This is a genomic window from Fructobacillus sp. EFB-N1 (assembly GCF_001038455.1).
In the GTDB taxonomy this organism is placed as follows: Bacteria; Bacillota; Bacilli; order Lactobacillales; family Lactobacillaceae; genus Fructobacillus; species Fructobacillus cardui.
In genome coordinates this window covers 24,273-43,557 of record NZ_LDUY01000013.1, presented here as the reverse complement: position 1 = coordinate 43,557, position 19,285 = coordinate 24,273, and the positions used below count along the sequence as shown (strand labels likewise).

The 19,285-nt window shown below is 44.9% G+C and carries 17 protein-coding genes and 1 riboswitch; of the genes, 16 read left to right on the top strand and 1 reads right to left on the bottom strand.

The window, feature by feature from the left end; translation table 11 throughout:
* The first annotated feature begins 120 nt into the window (after positions 1-120).
* Positions 121-1,503, top strand: coding sequence for a branched-chain amino acid transport system II carrier protein (brnQ, locus tag FEFB_RS04110; protein WP_047974985.1), 1,383 nt, complete (start codon positions 121-123; stop codon positions 1,501-1,503).
* A gap of 150 nt (positions 1,504-1,653) precedes the next feature.
* On the opposite strand, the gene FEFB_RS04105 is transcribed toward brnQ, so the two are convergent.
* Positions 1,654-2,601: a sugar-binding transcriptional regulator gene (locus FEFB_RS04105; protein WP_047974984.1), complete on the bottom strand. Its 948-nt coding sequence runs from the start codon at positions 2,599-2,601 to the stop codon at positions 1,654-1,656.
* Between the two features lie 297 nt (positions 2,602-2,898).
* Between FEFB_RS04105 and FEFB_RS04100 the strand changes: the two genes are divergently transcribed.
* The 15 genes from FEFB_RS04100 to FEFB_RS09175 all read left to right on the top strand — a co-directional run bounded on the left by FEFB_RS04100 (position 2,899) and on the right by FEFB_RS09175 (position 19,004).
* Positions 2,899-4,050: an NADP-dependent malic enzyme gene (locus FEFB_RS04100; RefSeq protein WP_047974983.1), complete on the top strand. Its 1,152-nt coding sequence runs from the start codon at positions 2,899-2,901 to the stop codon at positions 4,048-4,050.
* 33 nt (positions 4,051-4,083) lie between these two features.
* On the top strand, positions 4,084-5,148 hold the full coding sequence (gene citC / locus FEFB_RS04095; RefSeq protein WP_047974982.1) for a [citrate (pro-3S)-lyase] ligase: 1,065 nt from the start codon (positions 4,084-4,086) through the stop codon (positions 5,146-5,148).
* Positions 5,138-5,431, top strand: coding sequence for a citrate lyase acyl carrier protein (gene citD / locus FEFB_RS04090; RefSeq protein ID WP_047974981.1), 294 nt, complete (start codon positions 5,138-5,140; stop codon positions 5,429-5,431). Before citC ends, citD begins: the two co-directional genes overlap by 11 nt.
* Entirely contained in the window at positions 5,431-6,342 is a 912-nt protein-coding gene (gene citE / locus FEFB_RS04085; RefSeq protein ID WP_047974980.1) for a citrate (pro-3S)-lyase subunit beta, read from the top strand. Before citD ends, citE begins: the two co-directional genes overlap by 1 nt.
* Positions 6,332-7,870, top strand: coding sequence for a citrate lyase subunit alpha (citF, locus tag FEFB_RS04080; RefSeq protein WP_047974979.1), 1,539 nt, complete (start codon positions 6,332-6,334; stop codon positions 7,868-7,870). The genes citE and citF overlap by 11 nt, the downstream gene beginning before the upstream one ends.
* 104 nt (positions 7,871-7,974) lie before the next feature.
* Positions 7,975-9,393 (top strand): triphosphoribosyl-dephospho-CoA synthase CitG, encoded by a 1,419-nt coding sequence (gene citG, locus FEFB_RS04075; protein WP_047974978.1) that lies wholly within the window; start codon positions 7,975-7,977, stop codon positions 9,391-9,393.
* 24 nt (positions 9,394-9,417) lie between these two features.
* Positions 9,418-10,206 carry an alpha/beta fold hydrolase gene (locus tag FEFB_RS04070; protein ID WP_161795089.1) on the top strand — a complete coding sequence of 263 codons (789 nt, stop codon included), beginning with the start codon at positions 9,418-9,420 and terminating at the stop codon, positions 10,204-10,206.
* Positions 10,207-10,274: 68 nt separating this feature from the next.
* Positions 10,275-11,594, top strand: coding sequence for a 2-hydroxycarboxylate transporter family protein (locus FEFB_RS04065; protein ID WP_047974976.1), 1,320 nt, complete (start codon positions 10,275-10,277; stop codon positions 11,592-11,594).
* A 125-nt stretch (positions 11,595-11,719) separates the two neighbouring features.
* Positions 11,720-13,042, top strand: coding sequence for a 2-hydroxycarboxylate transporter family protein (locus FEFB_RS04060; RefSeq protein ID WP_047974975.1), 1,323 nt, complete (start codon positions 11,720-11,722; stop codon positions 13,040-13,042).
* Between the two features lie 141 nt (positions 13,043-13,183).
* Entirely contained in the window at positions 13,184-13,705 is a 522-nt protein-coding gene (locus tag FEFB_RS04055) for a hypothetical protein (protein ID WP_047974974.1), read from the top strand.
* A 334-nt stretch (positions 13,706-14,039) separates the two neighbouring features.
* On the top strand, positions 14,040-15,974 hold the full coding sequence (dnaG, locus tag FEFB_RS04050) for a DNA primase (protein ID WP_047974973.1): 1,935 nt from the start codon (positions 14,040-14,042) through the stop codon (positions 15,972-15,974).
* Positions 15,975-15,982: 8 nt separating this feature from the next.
* Positions 15,983-17,272 carry an RNA polymerase sigma factor RpoD gene (gene rpoD / locus FEFB_RS04045; protein ID WP_200898275.1) on the top strand — a complete coding sequence of 430 codons (1,290 nt, stop codon included), beginning with the start codon at positions 15,983-15,985 and terminating at the stop codon, positions 17,270-17,272.
* Between the two features lie 112 nt (positions 17,273-17,384).
* A riboswitch (PreQ1 riboswitch) is annotated at positions 17,385-17,431 on the top strand.
* Between the two features lie 3 nt (positions 17,432-17,434).
* Positions 17,435-17,992 (top strand): QueT transporter family protein, encoded by a 558-nt coding sequence (locus FEFB_RS04040; RefSeq protein ID WP_047974972.1) that lies wholly within the window; start codon positions 17,435-17,437, stop codon positions 17,990-17,992.
* Positions 17,992-18,732, top strand: a complete 741-nt coding sequence (locus FEFB_RS04035) for a 3-oxoacyl-ACP reductase (RefSeq protein WP_047974971.1) — start codon at positions 17,992-17,994, stop codon at positions 18,730-18,732. Before FEFB_RS04040 ends, FEFB_RS04035 begins: the two co-directional genes overlap by 1 nt.
* A gap of 164 nt (positions 18,733-18,896) precedes the next feature.
* Positions 18,897-19,004 carry a putative holin-like toxin gene (locus FEFB_RS09175; protein WP_369795906.1) on the top strand — a complete coding sequence of 36 codons (108 nt, stop codon included), beginning with the start codon at positions 18,897-18,899 and terminating at the stop codon, positions 19,002-19,004.
* Positions 19,005-19,285: the final 281 nt, after the last annotated feature.

Genomic DNA, 19,285 nt, shown 5'->3' with positions numbered 1-19,285 from the left:
CAACAATCGACCCATGAAGTTACATAACTACCAGACGCCACTAGAAGTTTTTCGGGGTTGTTCGAATTAAACTTGTAATCTGACCTATCTAAAAAATGCTGGTTGGCTAGATGGCCATGAATGGAGTTTAACATTAATGGAAAAAAACTTAGTTGGAAACAGGCTCTGCTCCTGTTTTCATTGATTTTTGGAATGTTCTTTGGATCCGGAAACCTGATTTTTCCGGTTCACTTGGGACAAATTGCAGGTGCGCAATGGGGCCCTGCTACGGTTGGCTTTTTGCTGAGTGCGGTTATCTTGCCGTTGTTGGCCTTGGTTGCTTTAGCGGTTACCCGGTCCGAATCAGTCTTTGATTTGATTCGACCATTAGGGCACAGGCCGGCCACAATTTTCTTGGTTGCCTTGCAGCTATGCTTGGGACCAATCATTGTGGCTCCTCGAACGGCAACGGTTGCTTATTCGTTTTTCTTTGCCAATTGGCTACCAAAGGGTCAGCAACAAATTGGTTTGATTGTCTTTTCCATGATTTACTTTATCCTCGTTTATTGGTCGTCAACTCAATCAACGAAGTTATTGGATATTATTGGCCGCTACCTAAACCCAATTTTCTTGGCCATGCTGGCTTTCATCTTTATTTTAGCCATCATCTCACCAATGGGTTCCACTCACCAAGCGGTGACAACAGCCTATCAGGGAAATGCGATTGCGCCGGCCTTTATTGAAGGCTACAATACAGTCGATGCGATGGCGGGATTGATTTTTGGGGTGACAATCGTGCATTCCATTCAAAAATTAGGCTACAGAAAGCCTGGTGAAATCGCGACTGTCATTGTGAAGACTGGAACCTTGTCGATGGTTGTTTTGGCTGTGGTCTATGTTGGCTTGATTTTGCTGGGCACGACTTCCTTGGCCCATATGCCAATCTCAAGTAACGGTGCCGTTGCTTTGACCAATGTGATGCTGTATTATTTCGGCCGTTTTGGTCAAATCTTTATCGCTGTCATGGGTACATTGGCCGTCTTTACTACGGCTATGGGACTGACGGCATCTTTTGCCCGCGATTTAAACCGTGTTTGGCCCAAGGTTTCCTATAAAGGTTGGTTGGCTTTTGCCTCACTTTTGGCCTTTATTGTCGCAACACTGGGACTCGACAAGATGATTGTTTGGACTGCCCCAATCCTGATGTTCTTGTACCCCATTGCAATTGTGCTGATTCTACTGAGTTTGTTGTCACCATGGCTAGGTCAGGGACGCTTTCTCTATGGCTGGGCGTTGGGCTTAACGTTGATTGCAGCTGTCTTTGATGGCTTGTCAAACGCACCTTTTGCCAAGGACCTTGGTGGATTGGTCTCTTATACTGTTGGAACAACTATTCATGTCGGTTGGTACCAGACCCATATTTTTGGCGCCAGTGTCGGCTTTGGCTGGATTGGTTTTGCCTTTTTTGGTATTGTGATTGGCCTAATTTGCCAAAAGCTGTTTGGAACAAAAACAAAGTCATAAAAATCAGGAGTGAAAACGATTTCGTTTTCACTCCTTTTTTGTGCATCGGAATAATTGTGCAACAAAAAAGCCTGCCGGAAGTGATATGAATCCCGAAATTTGTTTGTCTAAATTTCGGGACCCAAATCAAGGGGTAGACTTTTTAAAAATTTATTCAGCTTCTTCGTTGATAATTCGGTATGCCAATGATTCTGACATTACCAAGTCGGTGACAAAGCCACCGCGAAGGGCGCCGAGGGCTGCTTTTGACTTCGCCTTAGAGCGGACGACACCAATTCGTTTTGGTGTGGCGAGGATTGAATTCATATCCAAACCAACGACCTTGTCGGAACCAACGTTTAAGATGTTTCCGTTAATGTCATATGGCCGACCGTAAATCATACCTGCAACTTCGCCTAATTTGACGTTAGGGAAGAGGCGGTTGATGTTTTGGTTCCAAATGGCGATGGATTCAAGCGAGGCAATTGTGCCCATACCAGTCAAAACTGTATCCATTTGCTTGGCTAAGTCGATGGTTTGCTTGATTGAAACTGCTTCATACAAGCCATTACGGACGGCATCATCGGCTAAGTAGAGGGGAGCGGGGAGCGTTAAGAATTCACCAGCAACCTTCTTGGCAGCGCGTTCAACAATGCGAACGGAACCGGCTGTAGAGTTGTACTTCATGTTTTCCCCAACGAATTGGGTAAACTTAATCTGGTCTAAGGGATTGGACATGATGGCATCAATCAGTGAGTACATCGTGTCACCCCAAGTCATTCCAACGATATGAGGACCATTTTCTAAGTGCTTAACTACCAGATTGGCCGCGTAGTTTGAAATCAAATCTTCAGTGGCACTTGTCGTGGTGTCATCTTGGATAATGTAGCAATTTGTGTTTGGAAATTTTTCCTTAAAAACTTGCTCTAACTGTGAATTACGGTTAGCAGAGGTGGCAATTTCAATTTTCACAACGCCGGTTTTCACGGCTTCTGTCAGGTACTTATTAATAAGGTACCGGGAAACGTCGTACTTGGTCGAAATTTCACCAAAGGACAACTTGTTTAGGTAGTAGTCTTCAGAAATTTGCGCCAGTAAATTTGGATCCGTTGTGGACATATTGTCATCCTTTTCCTTCTATTATTGATTTTCTTTAATTTAAGCCGCAATTTTTGGCCTAAACAAGAAATCATTAAATTGATTCTACTACAAAATTCAAGATATTTACAATCATAGTGTAAAATATTTTAAAAGTAAGACAAATTTAAAGATGGTAAAAAACTTTAAATATTGAAAAATAGTTAATTATACATTTTATTTGTAAAAATATTAAATATTTTCCTTTACATTCGCCAATGCACAATTTAAAATGAATTTAGGATTTAATTCAAGTCTTCAAAAACATAGGAGGCCAATATGGTAGATATGAATGAGGTCTTTGCACTTCATGAGCACCACCAAGGAGCCCTGACGATTCAGGGGACCTTTGCAATTAAGGACGCAGCTGATTTAGCCAAGGCGTACACACCAGGAGTGGCAGCCTTAGCCAAACAAATCGAACGTCACCCGGAAGATCAAAAGAAGTACACCATTTCGGGTAAATTAGTGCCGGTCATTACCGACGGTTCGGCCGTCTTGGGTTTGGGGAATATCGGCCCTGGGGCTGGCTTACCAATTGTTGAGGGAAAGGCGCTGATTTATAAGGAGTTTGCCGGTGTTGATGCCTTGCCGATGGCTTTGAACCAAGCGCCGGTCGAAGAGTTTGTGGCAACGGTAAAGACGATTGCGCGATCCTTTGCAGGCATTCATCTGGAAGATATTGCTGCGCCACGTGTTTTTGAAATCGAGCAGCAACTGCAGGAAGCCCTTGATATTCCGGTTTACCATGATGATCAAACCGGCACAGCTATTGTTGTGTTAGCGGCTTTGATTAACGCCGCGAAGGTCGTTGGCAAGCCTTTGACGGATTTGAAAATCGTCATCAATGGTGTCGGTGCTGCCGGAGTAGCCACTGCAAAGCTCTTATTAGCGGCGGGCATTAAAAAGCAAACGCTTGTCGACATTCACGGCGTCATTCGAGCGGATGATGCGGACTATAATCGTTTCCAACGTGATTTAGCAAAGAAAGTTGATCAAAGTCAAGGGAAAAGCCTGGATGATGTTATCGACCAGCAAGACGTCTTTATTGGTCTGTCAGATGAACACCTTTTGTCAGTGGACCAAGTTCGTCGAATGGCTGATAAGGCGATTGTTTTGGCCTTAGCTAATCCGGTACCTGAAATTTTGCCTGACGAAGCCAAAGCGGGCGGTGCTGCCGTGGTTGCGACTGGGTCGTCTCAGTGGGCTAACCAGGTGAACAATATTTTGGCCTTCCCAGGTCTGTTTAAGGGCCTTTTGGCTACTGATTTAAAATCAGTTTCGATTGAACTGCAGCTCCATGTCGCAACAGCCCTGGCAAACTTAGTTGAGCATCCAAGTGCAGAAAAAGTTGTGCCAGCTGTCTTTGATGATGGTGTGGTGGCGGCAGTTGAAAATGCAGTGTTGGCTTTTGCCAAACAAGAACACTAAAGTAGCAAGTTAAAGTAAGAAGGTGGGGCGTCGATAGTGGAAACCATTCAAGAAATTTATTTGACTAACCCAGCTACGAAAAAGGATTGGCAACGGTTTTTAACCAGTCAGGGTCTTGCTAACTTTTCAGACCAAGAGTTGGCTGCCATTGATAAAACCTTTGCCATCTATGATGATCAAGACCAAATGGTTGGGACGGGGTCAATTGCCGGTCAAACGCTGAAATATTTAGCTGTTGCGGCTGCTGGCACTTCTAAGGGGGCTAGGTTTAATCGCCTGGTGTCAACACTCGAAACGACGCTGTCACAAGACGGCATTTTTCATTTATTTGTTTTTACCAAGTTGCAATACGAACAGAGCTTTATCCATGTTGGTTTTACTACTTTGGCGAAAACGAATGCGGGTCTGATTTTAGAAAAAGGCTTACCAAATGTGGCTAGTTTTTTGGCGGCATTGCCCCAAAAACCAGCTTCAGCAAAACAGGTAGCAGCGGTTGTTTTAAATGCTAATCCGTTCACCAAGGGACACCGATACTTGGTGGAGACGGCAGCGCAGAAAAATGACTTTGTTTATGTATTTGTGGTTGAGGAAGACCAATCGTTGTTCACGACTGAAGAGCGCTTGCGTTTGGTTCAAGAAGGGACGAGTGACTTAGTAAATGTCGTGGTGGCAACCGGTGGCCCTTATATGGTCTCCAGTCTGTCTTTCCCGGCTTATTTTCTGAAGGATGACAGTCAACGGGTTTCTTACCAAACGCGGCTCGATGCTACTTTGTTTAAGGAACAAATTGCCAAACCATTGGGCATCACAAGTCGCTATGTTGGCACAGAACCACTGTCACAGACAACCAATCAGTATAATCAGGCGTTACAAGAAGTGCTGCCACCAGAAGTTCAAGTTGAGCTGATACCAAGAATGAAGGAATCGGCAGAAAATCAGCAGGTTATTAGCGCTCGAACGGTTCGCAAGGCCATTCAGACAGGGCAAATTCAGGATGTAACTGACATACTGCCAGCAACGAGCCTTTCTTTTATCGAAAAATATCTCACCGACTTACAAGCAAGAATCAAGAAAGGACAAAAAATCGATGGAAATTAAGAAAACCGCTTTGGCGGGGACCCTCGAATCTTCGGATGTTCAAATTATGGTCAGTCAAGGCACAAATGGCCTCGAATTTGACTTGGTTTCGGATGTAGCCAAGCAGTTTGGGGAACAAATTCAAGCAACGATTGAAGACGTCTTTGCTGCCTATGATATTCATAATGCCGTCATTAAGGTGGTTGACCAGGGAGCCTTGGATCCCGTGATTAAGTCGCGGGCCATCACGGTTTGCCAACGGGCTTTGGACCAAGTTGATCAGCCACGGTGGGAGGTGCTCTAATGGTTGCAAGTGAACGGTTACGACGAACCATGATGTTTGTTCCTGGTAATAATCCGGGGTTAATCAAGGATGCCGGCATTTTCGGGGCTGACTCAATTATGTTTGATTTAGAGGATGCGGTTTCACTGGCCGAAAAAGATGCCGCCCGATACCTTGTTTATGAGGCTTTGTCCCGCTTTGATTACGGGGATGCGGAACTAGTCGTTCGAATTAACGGATTGGATACCCCCTTTTACCAAAATGATATTAAAGCGATGGTGAAGGCTGGCATTGATGTGATTCGCTTGCCAAAAACGGAATCGGCTGAGATGGTTCAAGAACTTGAAAACTTGGTTGCTTCAGCAGAACAAGAATTTGGCCGAGAAGTCGGTTCCACTCATCTGATGGCCGCCATTGAATCGGCCAAGGGTGTTGTCAATGCCAACGAAATTGCGGCTGCTTCTGATCGAATGATTGGCATTGCTTTGTCTGCTGAAGATTACACAACCGATATGAAGACGCACCGCTATCCGGATGGTCAAGAATTGTTGTATGCGCGCAATGTCATTTTGCATGCTGCTCGAGCAGCGGGCATTGCTGCCTTTGATACTGTCTTTACGAACCTGGATGATGAGGAAGGATTTATTCGGGAAACCAAACTGATTCATCAGCTTGGTTTCGATGGAAAATCAGTGATTAATCCAAGACAAATTCCTTTGGTTAACCAAGTTTATCAACCAAGCCAAAAGGAAATTATCAACGCGCAAAACGTGATTATGGCCATTCAGGCTGCCCAACAAAAGGGGTCAGGTGTGATTGCCATTAACGGTCAGATGGTTGACCGACCGGTTGTGCTACGAGCAGAACGAGTGATGGCTTTGGCGAAGACAAACCACCTTGTTGATCAGGAGGGAAATAACATTGAAGAATAAAGTACAGCGCGAAATTCCAGATGAAATTTTAAGCCAGTACCATGATGGCGGTTTTCAATCAGTCGACTTTGGTCATCCAACAATTCAAAGGGTAGCACCAAAGGTGCTGGCACAAACCGGTCCTAGTAAGGTTGTTGACTCCATTCAACAGGTTGTCCGTGATACTGTCCGTGATGGCATGACGATTTCATTCCATCACCATTTTCGGGAAGGTGATTTTGTCTTCAACATGGTGATGCGGGAAATCATTGATGCCGGCTATCAAAACCTTTCGTTAGCTCCTTCATCATTGACAAACGTGATGAATGATATCGTGGTTGAAGCGATTGAGAAGGGCGTTGTCACCAATATTACCTCTTCTGGGATGCGGGGGACGCTCGGTGATGCGATTTCTCACGGCGCTCTCAAGAATCCGGTAATCTTCCGATCACACGGAAATCGGGCGCGGGCAATTGAGTCCGGTGAAATTCAAATCGACGTTGCCTTTTTAGGTGTGCCAAACGCCGATGAGATGGGTAACGCCAATGGGATGGATGGTGAAACGGCCTTTGGGTCTTTGGGCTATGCCCTGATGGATGCCCGCTATGCTGATAAATTAGTCCTGATTACGGACGATTTAAAGCCTTATCCAAATATCCCCGCTTCCATTCAGCAAACTGAGGTTGACTATGTGGTTAAGGTGGACAAAGTCGGTGACCCGGATAAGATTGGCTCTGGAGCGACCCGCTTTACTAAGGATCCGAAGGAAATGCAAATTGCTAAGATGGTCAACGAAGTGATTGCGCACTCACCATACTTTCAAGATGGCTTTTCTTTCCAGACTGGTTCTGGTGGGGCGGCGCTAGCCGTGACCCGCTTCCTGCGCCAGTCAATGATTGAAAAGCAGATTAAGGCATCCTTTGCCCTGGGTGGTATTACAAAGCCAACGGTGGACCTCTTGAAAGAGGGCCTGGTTGCCAAAATTATGGACGTCCAGGACTTTGACAAGGGGGCGGCTTTTTCAATGCGAGAGAGCCCAAATCAGCAAGAAATCGATGCCTCATGGTATGCTGACCCGGCTAACAAGGGGGCCATGGTTGATAAGTTGGATGTTGCTATCCTTTCGGCCTTGGAAATCGATATTGATTTTAACGTGAATGTGATGTCTGGTTCCGATGGCGTGATTCGTGGTGCAATTGGTGGTCACCAGGATGCGGCAACGGCCAAGTTGACGATTATTTCGGCTCCTTTGGTTCGTGGCCGGATTGCCACGGTGGTTCCAGCAGTTACAACGGTGATTACACCGGGTGATTCCATTGATGTTTTGGTAACCGAAATCGGCATTGCCATTAATCCAAAGCGGCAGGATCTAAAGGAGGCCCTGGCAAAGGTGCCGGGTCTGCCCATCTATTCGATTGAAGACTTGCAAAAGCGGGCGGAGAACTTGGTCGGTCGACCTAAGCCGCTGGCCTTTAAAGACCGGGTGGTCGCCTTGGCCGAATATCGCGACGGCACTTTAATTGACGTCATCAAAGAAGTACAAGATTAACAGCAAGATTGGAGGGCAGGGAAACCGGCCCTCTTTTCTATCGCGGTGGTTGATTGTGGATTTTGTTAGAATAGACAATAGAAATCAGTTTGGAAGGAAAGAAGATGCTTGAATTGTTTGCCGGTGGTCAGGCGGTGACCTTAGACCAAGTTTTAACTAATCGCGAGTGGCGGTCAGCTGTCCAGCAACAATTGGAAGCTGATTTTCCTGACCAGGTCGTGGTGGCGGTGAAGTTGAATATTGCGGGTCCAATTAAAAATAGCCTAAAGATTCGGCAGGTTTTTATGGCTGGCTGGCAAGTGATCAAGCAGGCTGCTGTTAATGACAGTACCACTATCAAAAAGGTTCATGTTGATGAACAACGGATCACCGGACCTGAGGCCTTTTTGGTTCTGGACGGGAAGCTGAAAAAGTGGAAGCAGGAGTTGCTGCGCTTCGAAGAAGACTTTGCTTTGGGTCGTTTGTTTGATTGTGATGTGATGGCTGATTCGGCGAAGGGCTATCAGCTGTCACGTCGAGAACTAGGTTTGCCTCCTCGTCGCTGCCTGGTTTGTGATGAGGAGGCGAAGATCTGCGCTAAGGAGGGACGCCATTTGCTTTCTGCTGTTCAGGCGGCCAGTAACCAGTTGTACAGAGATTATTTCGTGACTGATTTAACCCTGCCAGCTTGGTCGCGAGATTTCGTTGTGGATGCGGCCGTTGCCGCTTGCTTGCAGGAAGTGGCTTTAGCGCCAAAGCCGGGCTTGGTTGACCCAATTTCGGCAGGTGCCCACCGCGATATGACGGTAATGACCTTTCTTGATTCAGCCGTAGCACTAAGACCATACTTTGAGAAAGCTTTTGAATTGGGACAAGGCTTTAGTCAAGCGGATGCAACGGGCTTGCTAGCAGCCTTGCGCCCAGAGGGAATCAAGGCGGAGCAGGCTATGTATCTGGCGACAGATGGGGTGAATACGCACAAGGGCGCCATTTTTACGTTAGGAATTCTAATTGCCGCCTATGGCCTGGCAACTCAGGATAAACGGTCGACAACTCTTCGAGAGGTCTTAAATTTCGTCCAAAAAATCAGTGCGAATGTCTTAGATGATGACTTGGTGAGTCCAACTTGCATTGACCAGCAAGAAGAAACTGCTGGCCATTACCAGTACCGGACCTACCAGTTGACAGGTGTTCGGGGTGAGGTTGCCGCTGGTCTACCAGCATTAGCGCAGGTTGGCCTGCCAACATTCCGTGACCGGCCAGGATCCGTGACAAACCGCCTTTTGGATACCTTGATGGCACTAGCGGGGACGATTCAAGATTCAACGCTAATTAAACGCGCGAAAACGCCGGCAATTGTTCAGCAAATGCAAGACTGGGTGGATGAATTTTTCGACCTTGGCGGCGCTGAGACAGTAACTGGTCAAAAATACTTAACGACGTTGAATCAAACCATGATTGAGCAAAATTTGAGTATTGGTGGGGCGGCGGATTACCTGATTTTGACTATTTTTATCGGTCGCTTATCAGGTTTGTTATCATAATCAAAAAAGAAGAGGGACATGGGGATGGCTTTTTTTACAACGAGTGATGGTGTTCGAATTAACTATACAGATCGAGCGGGGGAGGGTCCCGTGGCGGTTCTACTGTCGGGATTTTCTGGCATCCAAGCTGAATGGTTTTACCAAATTCCAGGACTAGAGGCACGCGGTTACCGGGTCGTGACGATGGATTGGCGTGCACACGGACAGTCGGAACGGACAACTAAGAACTTGCGGGTTTCTCGCCTGGCGGCTGATTTACATGAACTCTTTGAATTACTGAAAATTGACGAAATTACCCTTGTTGGCCATTCAATGGGCGGGTCGGTTATTTGGGCTTACTTGTCGTTATTTAGCCAAGAGAAATTGAAACAATTGGTTATCGTTGACGAAAGCCCCAAGCTCTTAAACGAAGGGAACTGGACGGCTGGCATCCGCAACCTCACTTGGTCGACGTTTGGCACTGTGTCAAAAACCTTTATTAAGCAACGTTTGACTGCCGTACCGGTCGCGCCGGAATTCAAAGAATTGCTAAAGGAAGATAAGGTCAAAAATCCATTCGATTTTGATTTAGCTTATCCGTTGATGAAAAATCACTTACTGGAGGATTGGCGCCAGAATCTAGCAGATTGTACGTTGAAAACGCTGTTTGTTGCCGGCGGCGCTTCACCATTATGCAGAATCGGTTATTATCATGAGTTTGAAAATTTATTGAACCAAGGTTCTTCTTTAAAAGTTATACAAAATGCTGGTCATTTGCCTCATTTAGAAATTCCAGAAGAATTTAATCGAGTATTTTTTGAATTTATCGATTAATTTTATAAAATTTGTGATAAGATGACCATAGATACGATAACAAATATAATTGATGCAGGAGAATGTAGATGAAGAAAGATAGACAACCGTCAGGTGCTATCAGCTTCTTTTCGAATTTCGAAGCCAAGCTGAAAATTGTTGGTTTAGGGGGAACGGCCTTCCTTTTGATGACCCTTTTGTTGTTTGTGGTCCTCTGGATGGATATCTTACCCGATAACATGGGTGGGGCGTTGTTTACACTCGTTATTTTCGGTGGGGCACTGTATTATCTTGGTAGCCATTTGCCAATTTTTAAGTCTTATTTGGGCGGTGGATCGGTTTTTGCTACAGTGGGCGCAGCCATTATTGCTGGACTAGGCCTGGTACCAAGTGGTGCGATTGGCACGGTGCGCAATTTTATTTCAACCTCTAATTTTTTGGAATTTTATATTGTGTCGTTGATTATTTCGGCCATCTTAAAGATGGACCGACAATTGTTATTAAAATCAGCGGTACGGTTTTTACCAGTTGCTTTCTTGGCCATGGTTGCTAATTTTTTCGTTGTTGGCTTGGTGGGGCAGTTGTTAGGATTGGGCTTCGTGCATACGTCACTCTACATCTCCTTTCCAGTTATGGCTGGTGGCGTAGGCGCCGGCATTGTGCCACTATCAACTATCTATGGTTCTGCTCTTGGGGTGCCGGCAGGGCCAATCTTGTCGCAGCTGTTCCCAGCCCTTGTGTTATCCAATCTACTCGCGATTATCGGTGCGGGACTCTTGGTTAAAAATACTGAGCAATCCGCCTGGAACGGCCATGGGGATTTATTGAAGACAACTGGTGAGATGAAGGCAACTAAGGCACAGCCCGTTAAAATTGAATTTGAGCGGTTATTAGTAGGGATGATGGTCGCCATGGCTTTCTACTTGATTGGCTTGATGCTTCATCACTTGTTGCCAAGCGTTAATGCTTTTGCCTTTCTGATTTTGGTGGCAATTGCTGCTAAGGCCAGTAACTTGGTACCGACTTACTATGAACAGTCCGCCGTCCTTTTTGGTCAATTGATTGTGCAAACGATGACTAAGGCTCTATTAGCTGGGGTTGGTTTGGCTTTGCTTGATTTGTCGGCCTTACTAGAGACAGTGACTTGGCAGTTAGCTATCTGTGTAATTGTTTCGGTCGTGACGATTGCCTTGGTGGCAGGTTATTTGGGCAAAGTTTTTGGCCTCTACCCAGTCGAGTCGGCTGTCACTGCTGGTTTGGTTAATAATTCGATGGGTGGAACCGGAAACGTAGCAGTCCTCTCGGCCGCTAACCGGATGAACTTAATTGCTTTTGCGCAGATGGGAAACCGAATCGGTGGTGCCATCGTTCTGGTGATTGCTGGCTTCTTTGTCACAGTTTTCGCCTGATAATTTACAATAAATCTAAGCAAACACTGTGTTTGCTTTTTTTGTGAAAAAAACTTGCATTTTTTATTTAAATCTGAATTAAAGAGTGGTATTATTAAAAAGTTGCTTTGCTAAAGGAGATTATAATGTCTAAAGAATCACAGGCGTCGCAAGGCACCGGAATCTTTTCAAAAATCGAAAGCAAGTTTCAAGTAGCGGGTATGGGCGGTGTTGCCTTTATCCTGATGGCCATTTTGTTGGTGGCTGTCTTGAGCCTACGTTTGTTGCCAAATAACATCGCTGGTGCGATGTTTGCCTTAGTTATGCTTGGTGGCGTTTTCTTCTACGTTGGAAACAACCTGCCAATCATGCGTTCATACCTTGGTGGAGGGTCAGCCTTCGCCGTTGTTGCCGGTTCAATCTTAGCCGGTACAGGGATTGTGCCTAAGGAAGCCGTAACAAGTATTCATACCTTTGTTTCTGATGTCAATTTCTTGGAGTTCTACATCGTGGCTTTGATTACATCAGCCATTTTGAAGATGGACCGTAAGTTATTGTTGAAATCAGCTGTGCGTTTCTTACCAGTAGCTTTTGGGGCAATGATTATTTCATTCTTTGTGGTTAGCTTTGTTGGGCAGTTGCTCGGCCTTGGCTTCAATCACACTGCATTGTACGTTGCCTTCCCAATGATGGCCGGTGGAATTGGAGCCGGTATTGTGCCATTGTCAAACATTTATGGGTCAGCCCTTCATGTTTCAGCCGGTACAATCTTGAACCAATTGTTCCCAGCTGTTGTTTTGGCAAACTTGATGGCCATTATTGGTTCATCATTGTTGGTTAAGTTTACTGCCAAGTCAAAGATGAATGGTCAAGGTCAATTGTTGAAATCAGCAGATGACATGGCCGCCGACAAGAAAGATGATGCCCCAGCCCTCAACTACTCACAGATGTTAGTTGGAATGATGGTGGCTTTGTCATTCTACATGGTTGGTACTTTGTTGCACGCTTTGGTACCAAGTATCAACGCTTTCGCATTTTTGATCTTAGCAGTTATTGTAGCCAAGGCTTTGAACTTAGTTCCTAAGTTCTACGAAGATTCAGCCGTGATGTTTGGAAATCTGATCGTTTCTACAACAACACAAGCTTTGTTGGCTGGTATCGGATTAGCTTTGGTCGATATGAACAAGTTACTTGCCACTTTGTCATGGCAGTTGGTTGTTTGTGCTTTAGTTTCAGTCGTGACGATTGGAATTGCAGGTGGTCTTTTGGGTAAGCTCTTCGGCTTGTACCCAGTTGAATCAGCGATTTCAGCCGGTATGATTAACAACTCAATGGGTGGAACTGGAAACGTTGCTGTGTTGTCAGCTTCTGACCGGATGGGCTTGATTGCCTTTGCTCAAATGGGTAACCGAATCGGTGGTGCTATCATCTTGATTTTAGGTGGCCTCTTGATTACGGTTTTGCATTAATTTGCAAAAACGCTTTGTTAACCGTCTTCACGTAATGTGCAGACGGTTTTTTTTTGTGATCAGACTAGATTGTATAACAAAAGGAGGGAATACTTAGCTAAGATAAATCAGTCTCGATTGCCATAAAATAGGGAAAAGGTAATGAGCTCAGAAATTAGCCTGATTGAAACGACCATATTTCTTTCTATTATGTTGTTGTTTGATCAATTTATCTCGTTGAAAATGTCTTCGGGTTTAGATACTAGAGGGCTTTTTAGTAAAAATAGTTGGCGGTCGTTACTAATCGAAACGGTAGTCTTTGGCACGATAACGTTTATGGTACCAGTTATGATAGCCAACCGTGCAAGGGCTGATGATGTTCAGCAAGGGGAAATTACTGGATCGGTCAACAAACCGAATGCTGGGAATGCAACGTCGTTCAATAATGCATCAATAGCCACAGCGGCGTCAATGACTGCAACTCAATTGGATAATAATCAATCAAATTCTGGAACAATAATTGCGGCAGTTTCGTCTGAATCAGTCACTACTGGCGCTAGCATAGCGGTTTCTGCTGTGACAACTCAAAAAAATCAGGTTAATGATTTGTCGAATGCGACCTCACAAACAGTGCAGCCAAGTCAGCAAACAAGCGCATCAACGACTACTGCGCAAACTTCGTAATCGGGATCATCTACAACAGCAAGGTCTCAGTCAGTTTTGCCCGCAACCGGCAAACAGCAGACTTGCCGATTAGTTTTCTTAGATTTATTAGCCTTAATTGGTGCTGGTTTTGCAAGTATGAAAATTTTTAATCGTAAGCACTGATTTAATGAAGAAAATTAAACGCTGAAGTGACAAAGTAAACCATGTGTCATAGATAGGAAGGCCGGTAGCTAAACCGGTCTTTTTGTGAACAAAAAACTTTGACAAATACTCAAAATCTTCCTATAATAGTAGACAACATTGTATTGGGTAGAAGTGCGGACTGGCGTAGTTACCAGTTTGAAGGAGGCTTATGGCAGAACGGATTCCACAAAGTGTAATCGATGAAGTTCGGTCGCAAACCAACATCGTCGATGTGATTCAAAATTATACCCAGTTAGTGAAGCGCGGTCGCGAATGGAACGGGTCTTGCCCATTTCATGAGGATCGCCGTCCTTCACTCTTTGTTGATGATAAAAAGCAGGTTTTTCATTGTTTCTCCTGTGGGCGCTCGGGGACCGTTTTTTCGTTTTTAATGGAAAAAGAAGGTTATACCTATCCGGAAACTGTCCTATCCCTGGCTAAGAATCTCAACTTATCTGGTTTAGATAAGTACCAGGGGCAGCCTTCGGCGCGACAGGAACAATTTGCCGCGATTTTTGATTTATATCAAAATGCTGAGCGGTTGTATACGCATATTTTGTTGAATACAACAGCGGGTGAACAAGCTTTGGCCTACCTGCATGATGACCGTAAGCTCGATGACGAGACCATCAAACGTTATGGCTTGGGGTTTGTTCCATCGAACAATGTGTTATTGGCTTATGCCAGGGAGCACAATTTGGCTGACAAGCTCCTCCTAGAAAGTCAATTATTTATTGACCAGGATGGTGAAATTAGCCGTGACCGCTTTAACAACCGAATTGTCTGGCCAATTAAAGATGTCAGGGGTCAGGTTCGGGGCTTTTCTGGTCGCTCGCTTGATCCAAACAATCCAGCTAAATATATGAACTCACCAGAGTCGCCTTTCTTTAATAAGGGAAACTTGCTGTATAACTTTGATCAGGCAAAACCGGCTATTCGGGCTGGTCAACCGGCCATGATTTTTGAAGGTTTTATGGATGTGATTTCGGCCGCTATAGCAGGAGCGACCGGTGCCGTTGCCACAATGGGGACGGCCTTGACTGAACATCATGTGACTGATTTAAGTAAAATCACAGATAAAATCCTCTTGGTCTATGATGGCGATGCGGCTGGGCAAAAAGCAGCTAAGCGTTCGATACCGTTAATTCGTCAGGTTGCCCCCCAAGTTGAAATTGGGGTTGTTTCCTTACCAGATGGTCGTGATCCTGATGAGGTCCGGCGTGAACAGGGGTTAGAGTTCTTAAAGCAAGACCTTGACCACGGCGTTTTGACACCGACTGAATTTTTGATTCAAGCGGCTAAAAACGGTAAAAATCTGGAAAATCAGGCCCAGTACCTCGACTTTTTAAAGGAAGCATGGCCGATTTTGGCTGTGGCAAGTCCGGTTGAGCAGGATTATTTTTTGCGGCAGTTTAGTGAAGAATATGGGTCTGACTTTACGGCTCTCCAGCGAGAGTTTCAGGAGTTTCTTGCTAATCGACCGGCACAGGTGGTTCAAAAGGCGCCATCAAAGAAGCAGTGGCGAAAGGTCCAGACCGACCAGAATGGCTGGTCGGATGACTCATGGCAACCGGATTATTCGGATGGCTTTGAATCATTAGCTGCTCTTGGTGAACCTACTAGTCCAACGGCTTCTGCCGATGAGTTAGCCGGACATTTAAATGCCGGTTTAACACGGACTGAGCGAGCTGAGCAGGGGCTCTTAATGGCAATGATTAAGTCACCTGCAGCCATGAATATGGTTAAGGGATTGCCCGACTTTGCCTTTGTCCATCCAGAATACCAACTGTTAATGATGCTTTATGAAGCATATACCAAACAGGGACAGCAAAGTTTTGATTTAGCTGGCTTTTTGGACTTTGTTCAAAAGCCTGATTTAAACCAAAAAATGATGGCAATCGACCGAGAATTTGGTACACTAGAAGTTCAGCGGGATGCGGTTAATGACTACATTCGTGTAATTATGGAAGAGGCTCCTTATGAAAGCCAAGTTGAGGCTCTAAATAAGAAGATTGCCTTGGCTAAAAATCAGCATGATGAAATGGCCCTGATTCAACTCGGGACCGAGTTAATTAACCTAAGAAGAAAGTATTCCCAGCAATAGGAGATATAATGGCAAAAATTTCAAGTTCAAGTAAAATTTCCGAAATTAAAGCTTACCTTGATGAGCAACACATTGCTTACCATGGTCGGGCTCGTAAAGCGGAACTGTTGGCCTTAGCTGAAGGTAAGACGCCCGAAGAGGCGGCTGAAATTGCCAAGCAACCTGTTAAAAAGCCGGCTAAGAAGTCTGGCCCAATCAAGTCGGCTGCCTATGATAAGGCTGTTCGTGAATTGTTGAAGGAATACAAGCCGGCTAAGCAAATTCAATACCGTGAATTGTCTGAAAAGATTGCGGAACCTTTCCACCTGGATACTGAAAACATCGAACGTTTGATGGAAAAGGTTGAAGATGCCGGTATCGCCATTGTTGACGAAAAGGGTGAACCCGCACCAGAAGTTCTCCAGGCAAAGCAAAACAAGCTATCGAAGGATGAATTGGATAACGCTGAGGATACTTCCGACATTAAGATTAACGACCCTGTCCGGATGTATTTGAAGGAAATCGGTCGTGTTAACCTTTTGCAGGGTGATGAAGAAATTGAATTGTCTAAGCGAATCGAAGCTGGGGATGAAGAAGCAAAGCAAGAATTAGCAGAAGCGAACTTGCGTTTGGTTGTCTCAATCGCTAAGCGTTATGTCGGTCGTGGTATGCAATTCTTGGACTTGATCCAAGAAGGTAACATGGGCTTGATGAAGGCCGTTGACAAGTTTGATTACACTAAGGGATTTAAGTTTTCAACTTATGCAACCTGGTGGATTCGTCAGGCCATTACACGTGCCATTGCCGATCAGGCCCGGACAATCCGTGTGCCTGTTCACATGGTTGAAACCATTAACAAGTTAATTCGAATTCAACGTCAATTGCTACAAGATTTGGGTCGTGAACCACTTCCTGAAGAAATTGGGGCCGAAATGGACTTGACTGCTGACAAGATTCGCGAAATCTTGAAGATTGCTCAAGAACCGGTTTCATTGGAAACGCCAATTGGTGAAGAGGACGACTCGCACTTGGGTGACTTCATCGAAGATAACGAAGCCGTTTCACCAGCGGATTCTGCTGCTTATGAAATGCTTCGTGATCAATTGGAGTCTGTCTTGGATACGTTAACTGACCGTGAGGAAAATGTTTTGCGTTTGCGTTTCGGTTTGGAAGACGGTCGGACACGTACTTTGGAAGAAGTTGGCCGTGTCTTCGGGGTTACCCGTGAACGAATTCGTCAAATTGAAGCTAAGGCGTTGCGTAAGTTGCGCCACCCATCACGGTCAAAGCACTTAAAGGATTTCATGGACGAAAACTAAGCTTTTAGTTACCATAAATCAGTTAGAATACTTTTTATTAGATTCGGTATTTTACCGAATCTTTTTCATGTCAAGCACCAGCTAACCGGCTGGCAAGTTGGCACTAATTAAACAATTAGCGGTTCATCAACCATCCCGCTTAAACAAAACTAGGAGTACAATATGAACGATTTTAACCAAAAAACAACTTCCAAGGCGTTGGGCCTGACGTTAACAGCCGTCGTGGCTGCCCTTTATGCGGCAATTACGATGTTAGTGGCCCCCATTGGCTTTGGTCCTGTCCAATTGCGTCTATCCGAAGGGCTGAACCATCTAGCTGCTTGGAATAAGCGCTATGTTGTCGCCCTTGGCTTAGGGGTCTTGATTGCCAATATGGTTTCACCCCTGGGCTGGATTGACTGGGTTTTTGGAACATTGGGTACAGTAATCATGACTGGTTTGACTTACCTGCTAACTCGTAAGGTGGAAAAGCCACTAATCAAGATTATCATCTCAACGGTGGTTGTTTTGACGATTGGAATGGCGATTTTGGCAGCAGAATTTACTTTTGCCTTTGCTATTCACGCTCACGGGGCCTTTGCTCCCGACTACTCATCTTCCTCATTGCTGGCTAACTGGCTTTCTTACTATGTTTCATTAGTGCCAGGTGAGTTGGTTTCCTTGGTCGTTGGTGGAATCGTTATCTATGCCTTGTCAAAGGTCGTTAATTTAAAAAAATAATGATTGAACAAAACTATCACAATCAAAAAGTATTATTAACCGGTGCCGCTTCTGGCATCGGTTTTTGCCAAATGAAGACCTATTTAGCTGCTGGTGCCGAAGTTGTGGCGGTTGATGTGCAAGAAATTGACTATGAGGACGCTCGGTTAACTAAAATTCAGGCTGATTTGGGCCGAAAAGAGGAACTTGATGCACTGGTAGAGCAGTTCAGGTCAGCAACAGAAGCCTTTGATATCTTCTTGAACACTGCTGGGGTTTTGGATGGCTTTCAGCCACTACTAAATCAGGACCAAGCAAGCATTAATCGCGTCTTGTCAATCAACCTGCAACCGGCCATTGCCCTGACACAAGCCGTCTTACCAAAGATGATCCGACAAGGACATGGTACTCTGGTTTACATGGCATCCATTGCCGGTCTGCAGGCTGGTGGTGGCGGTGCGGCTTATACTATGGCTAAACATGCTCTGATTGGTCTAACGAAGCAGGTGGCCTTTGATTATGCCAAAGATGGCATAAGGGCGAACGCGATTGCCCCAGGTGCGATTAAAACGCCGATGAATGCAGCTGATTTTGCGGGTGAGGGAAAGATGGCACAAGAGGTCGCCAAACAGACGCCGGCACAACGCTGGGCCAATCCACAGGAAGTCGCTGATTTGACCTTATATTTAACTAGCCCACAAGCTAGTTACGTGAATGGAACGGTTGTGACTCTTGATGGTGGTTGGACACTCGGCCATTAAAATAATGAACATTTTTTAATAAAAAATCTATAAATGCCTTTAAATTAGTGTTTATGATATAATTTTGTATAGCAAACTAGTGAAGATGGTGGCTACTCTGATAAAGGGGGTGGTGCTTATGGTGAAATAACTGTAGACGCACATTCTTGGAAAGGAGTGGCCAGATGCCCGTTACGGACATCATCATGATACTATTGGCCTTTGGACTGTTTATTCTAAAGTTGATTAGTATTGTGATTGAGCTAATCGAAAAAATTAGCAATAAAAAATAACTGTCTTCGCTTAGGCAGCCTGACAGTTATTTTTCAAATAATAAATTAGGTAGCTACCGTTTTACGGGTTTGCTAGGGAAGCGGTTGTTGAAGCAACAGCTTCTTTTTATACCTTTATTATAGCATGGGAAAATTAAAAATAAAATGAATCAAATATTGATAGCGACCGGTTTACAGGCTTGCTAGAGAAGCGGTTGTTGAAGCAACTGCTTCTTTTTCATTGATTATAACAGCCAAACTGGGTTGAAAATATTCTATATGAGCATAATAAAGTAATGATT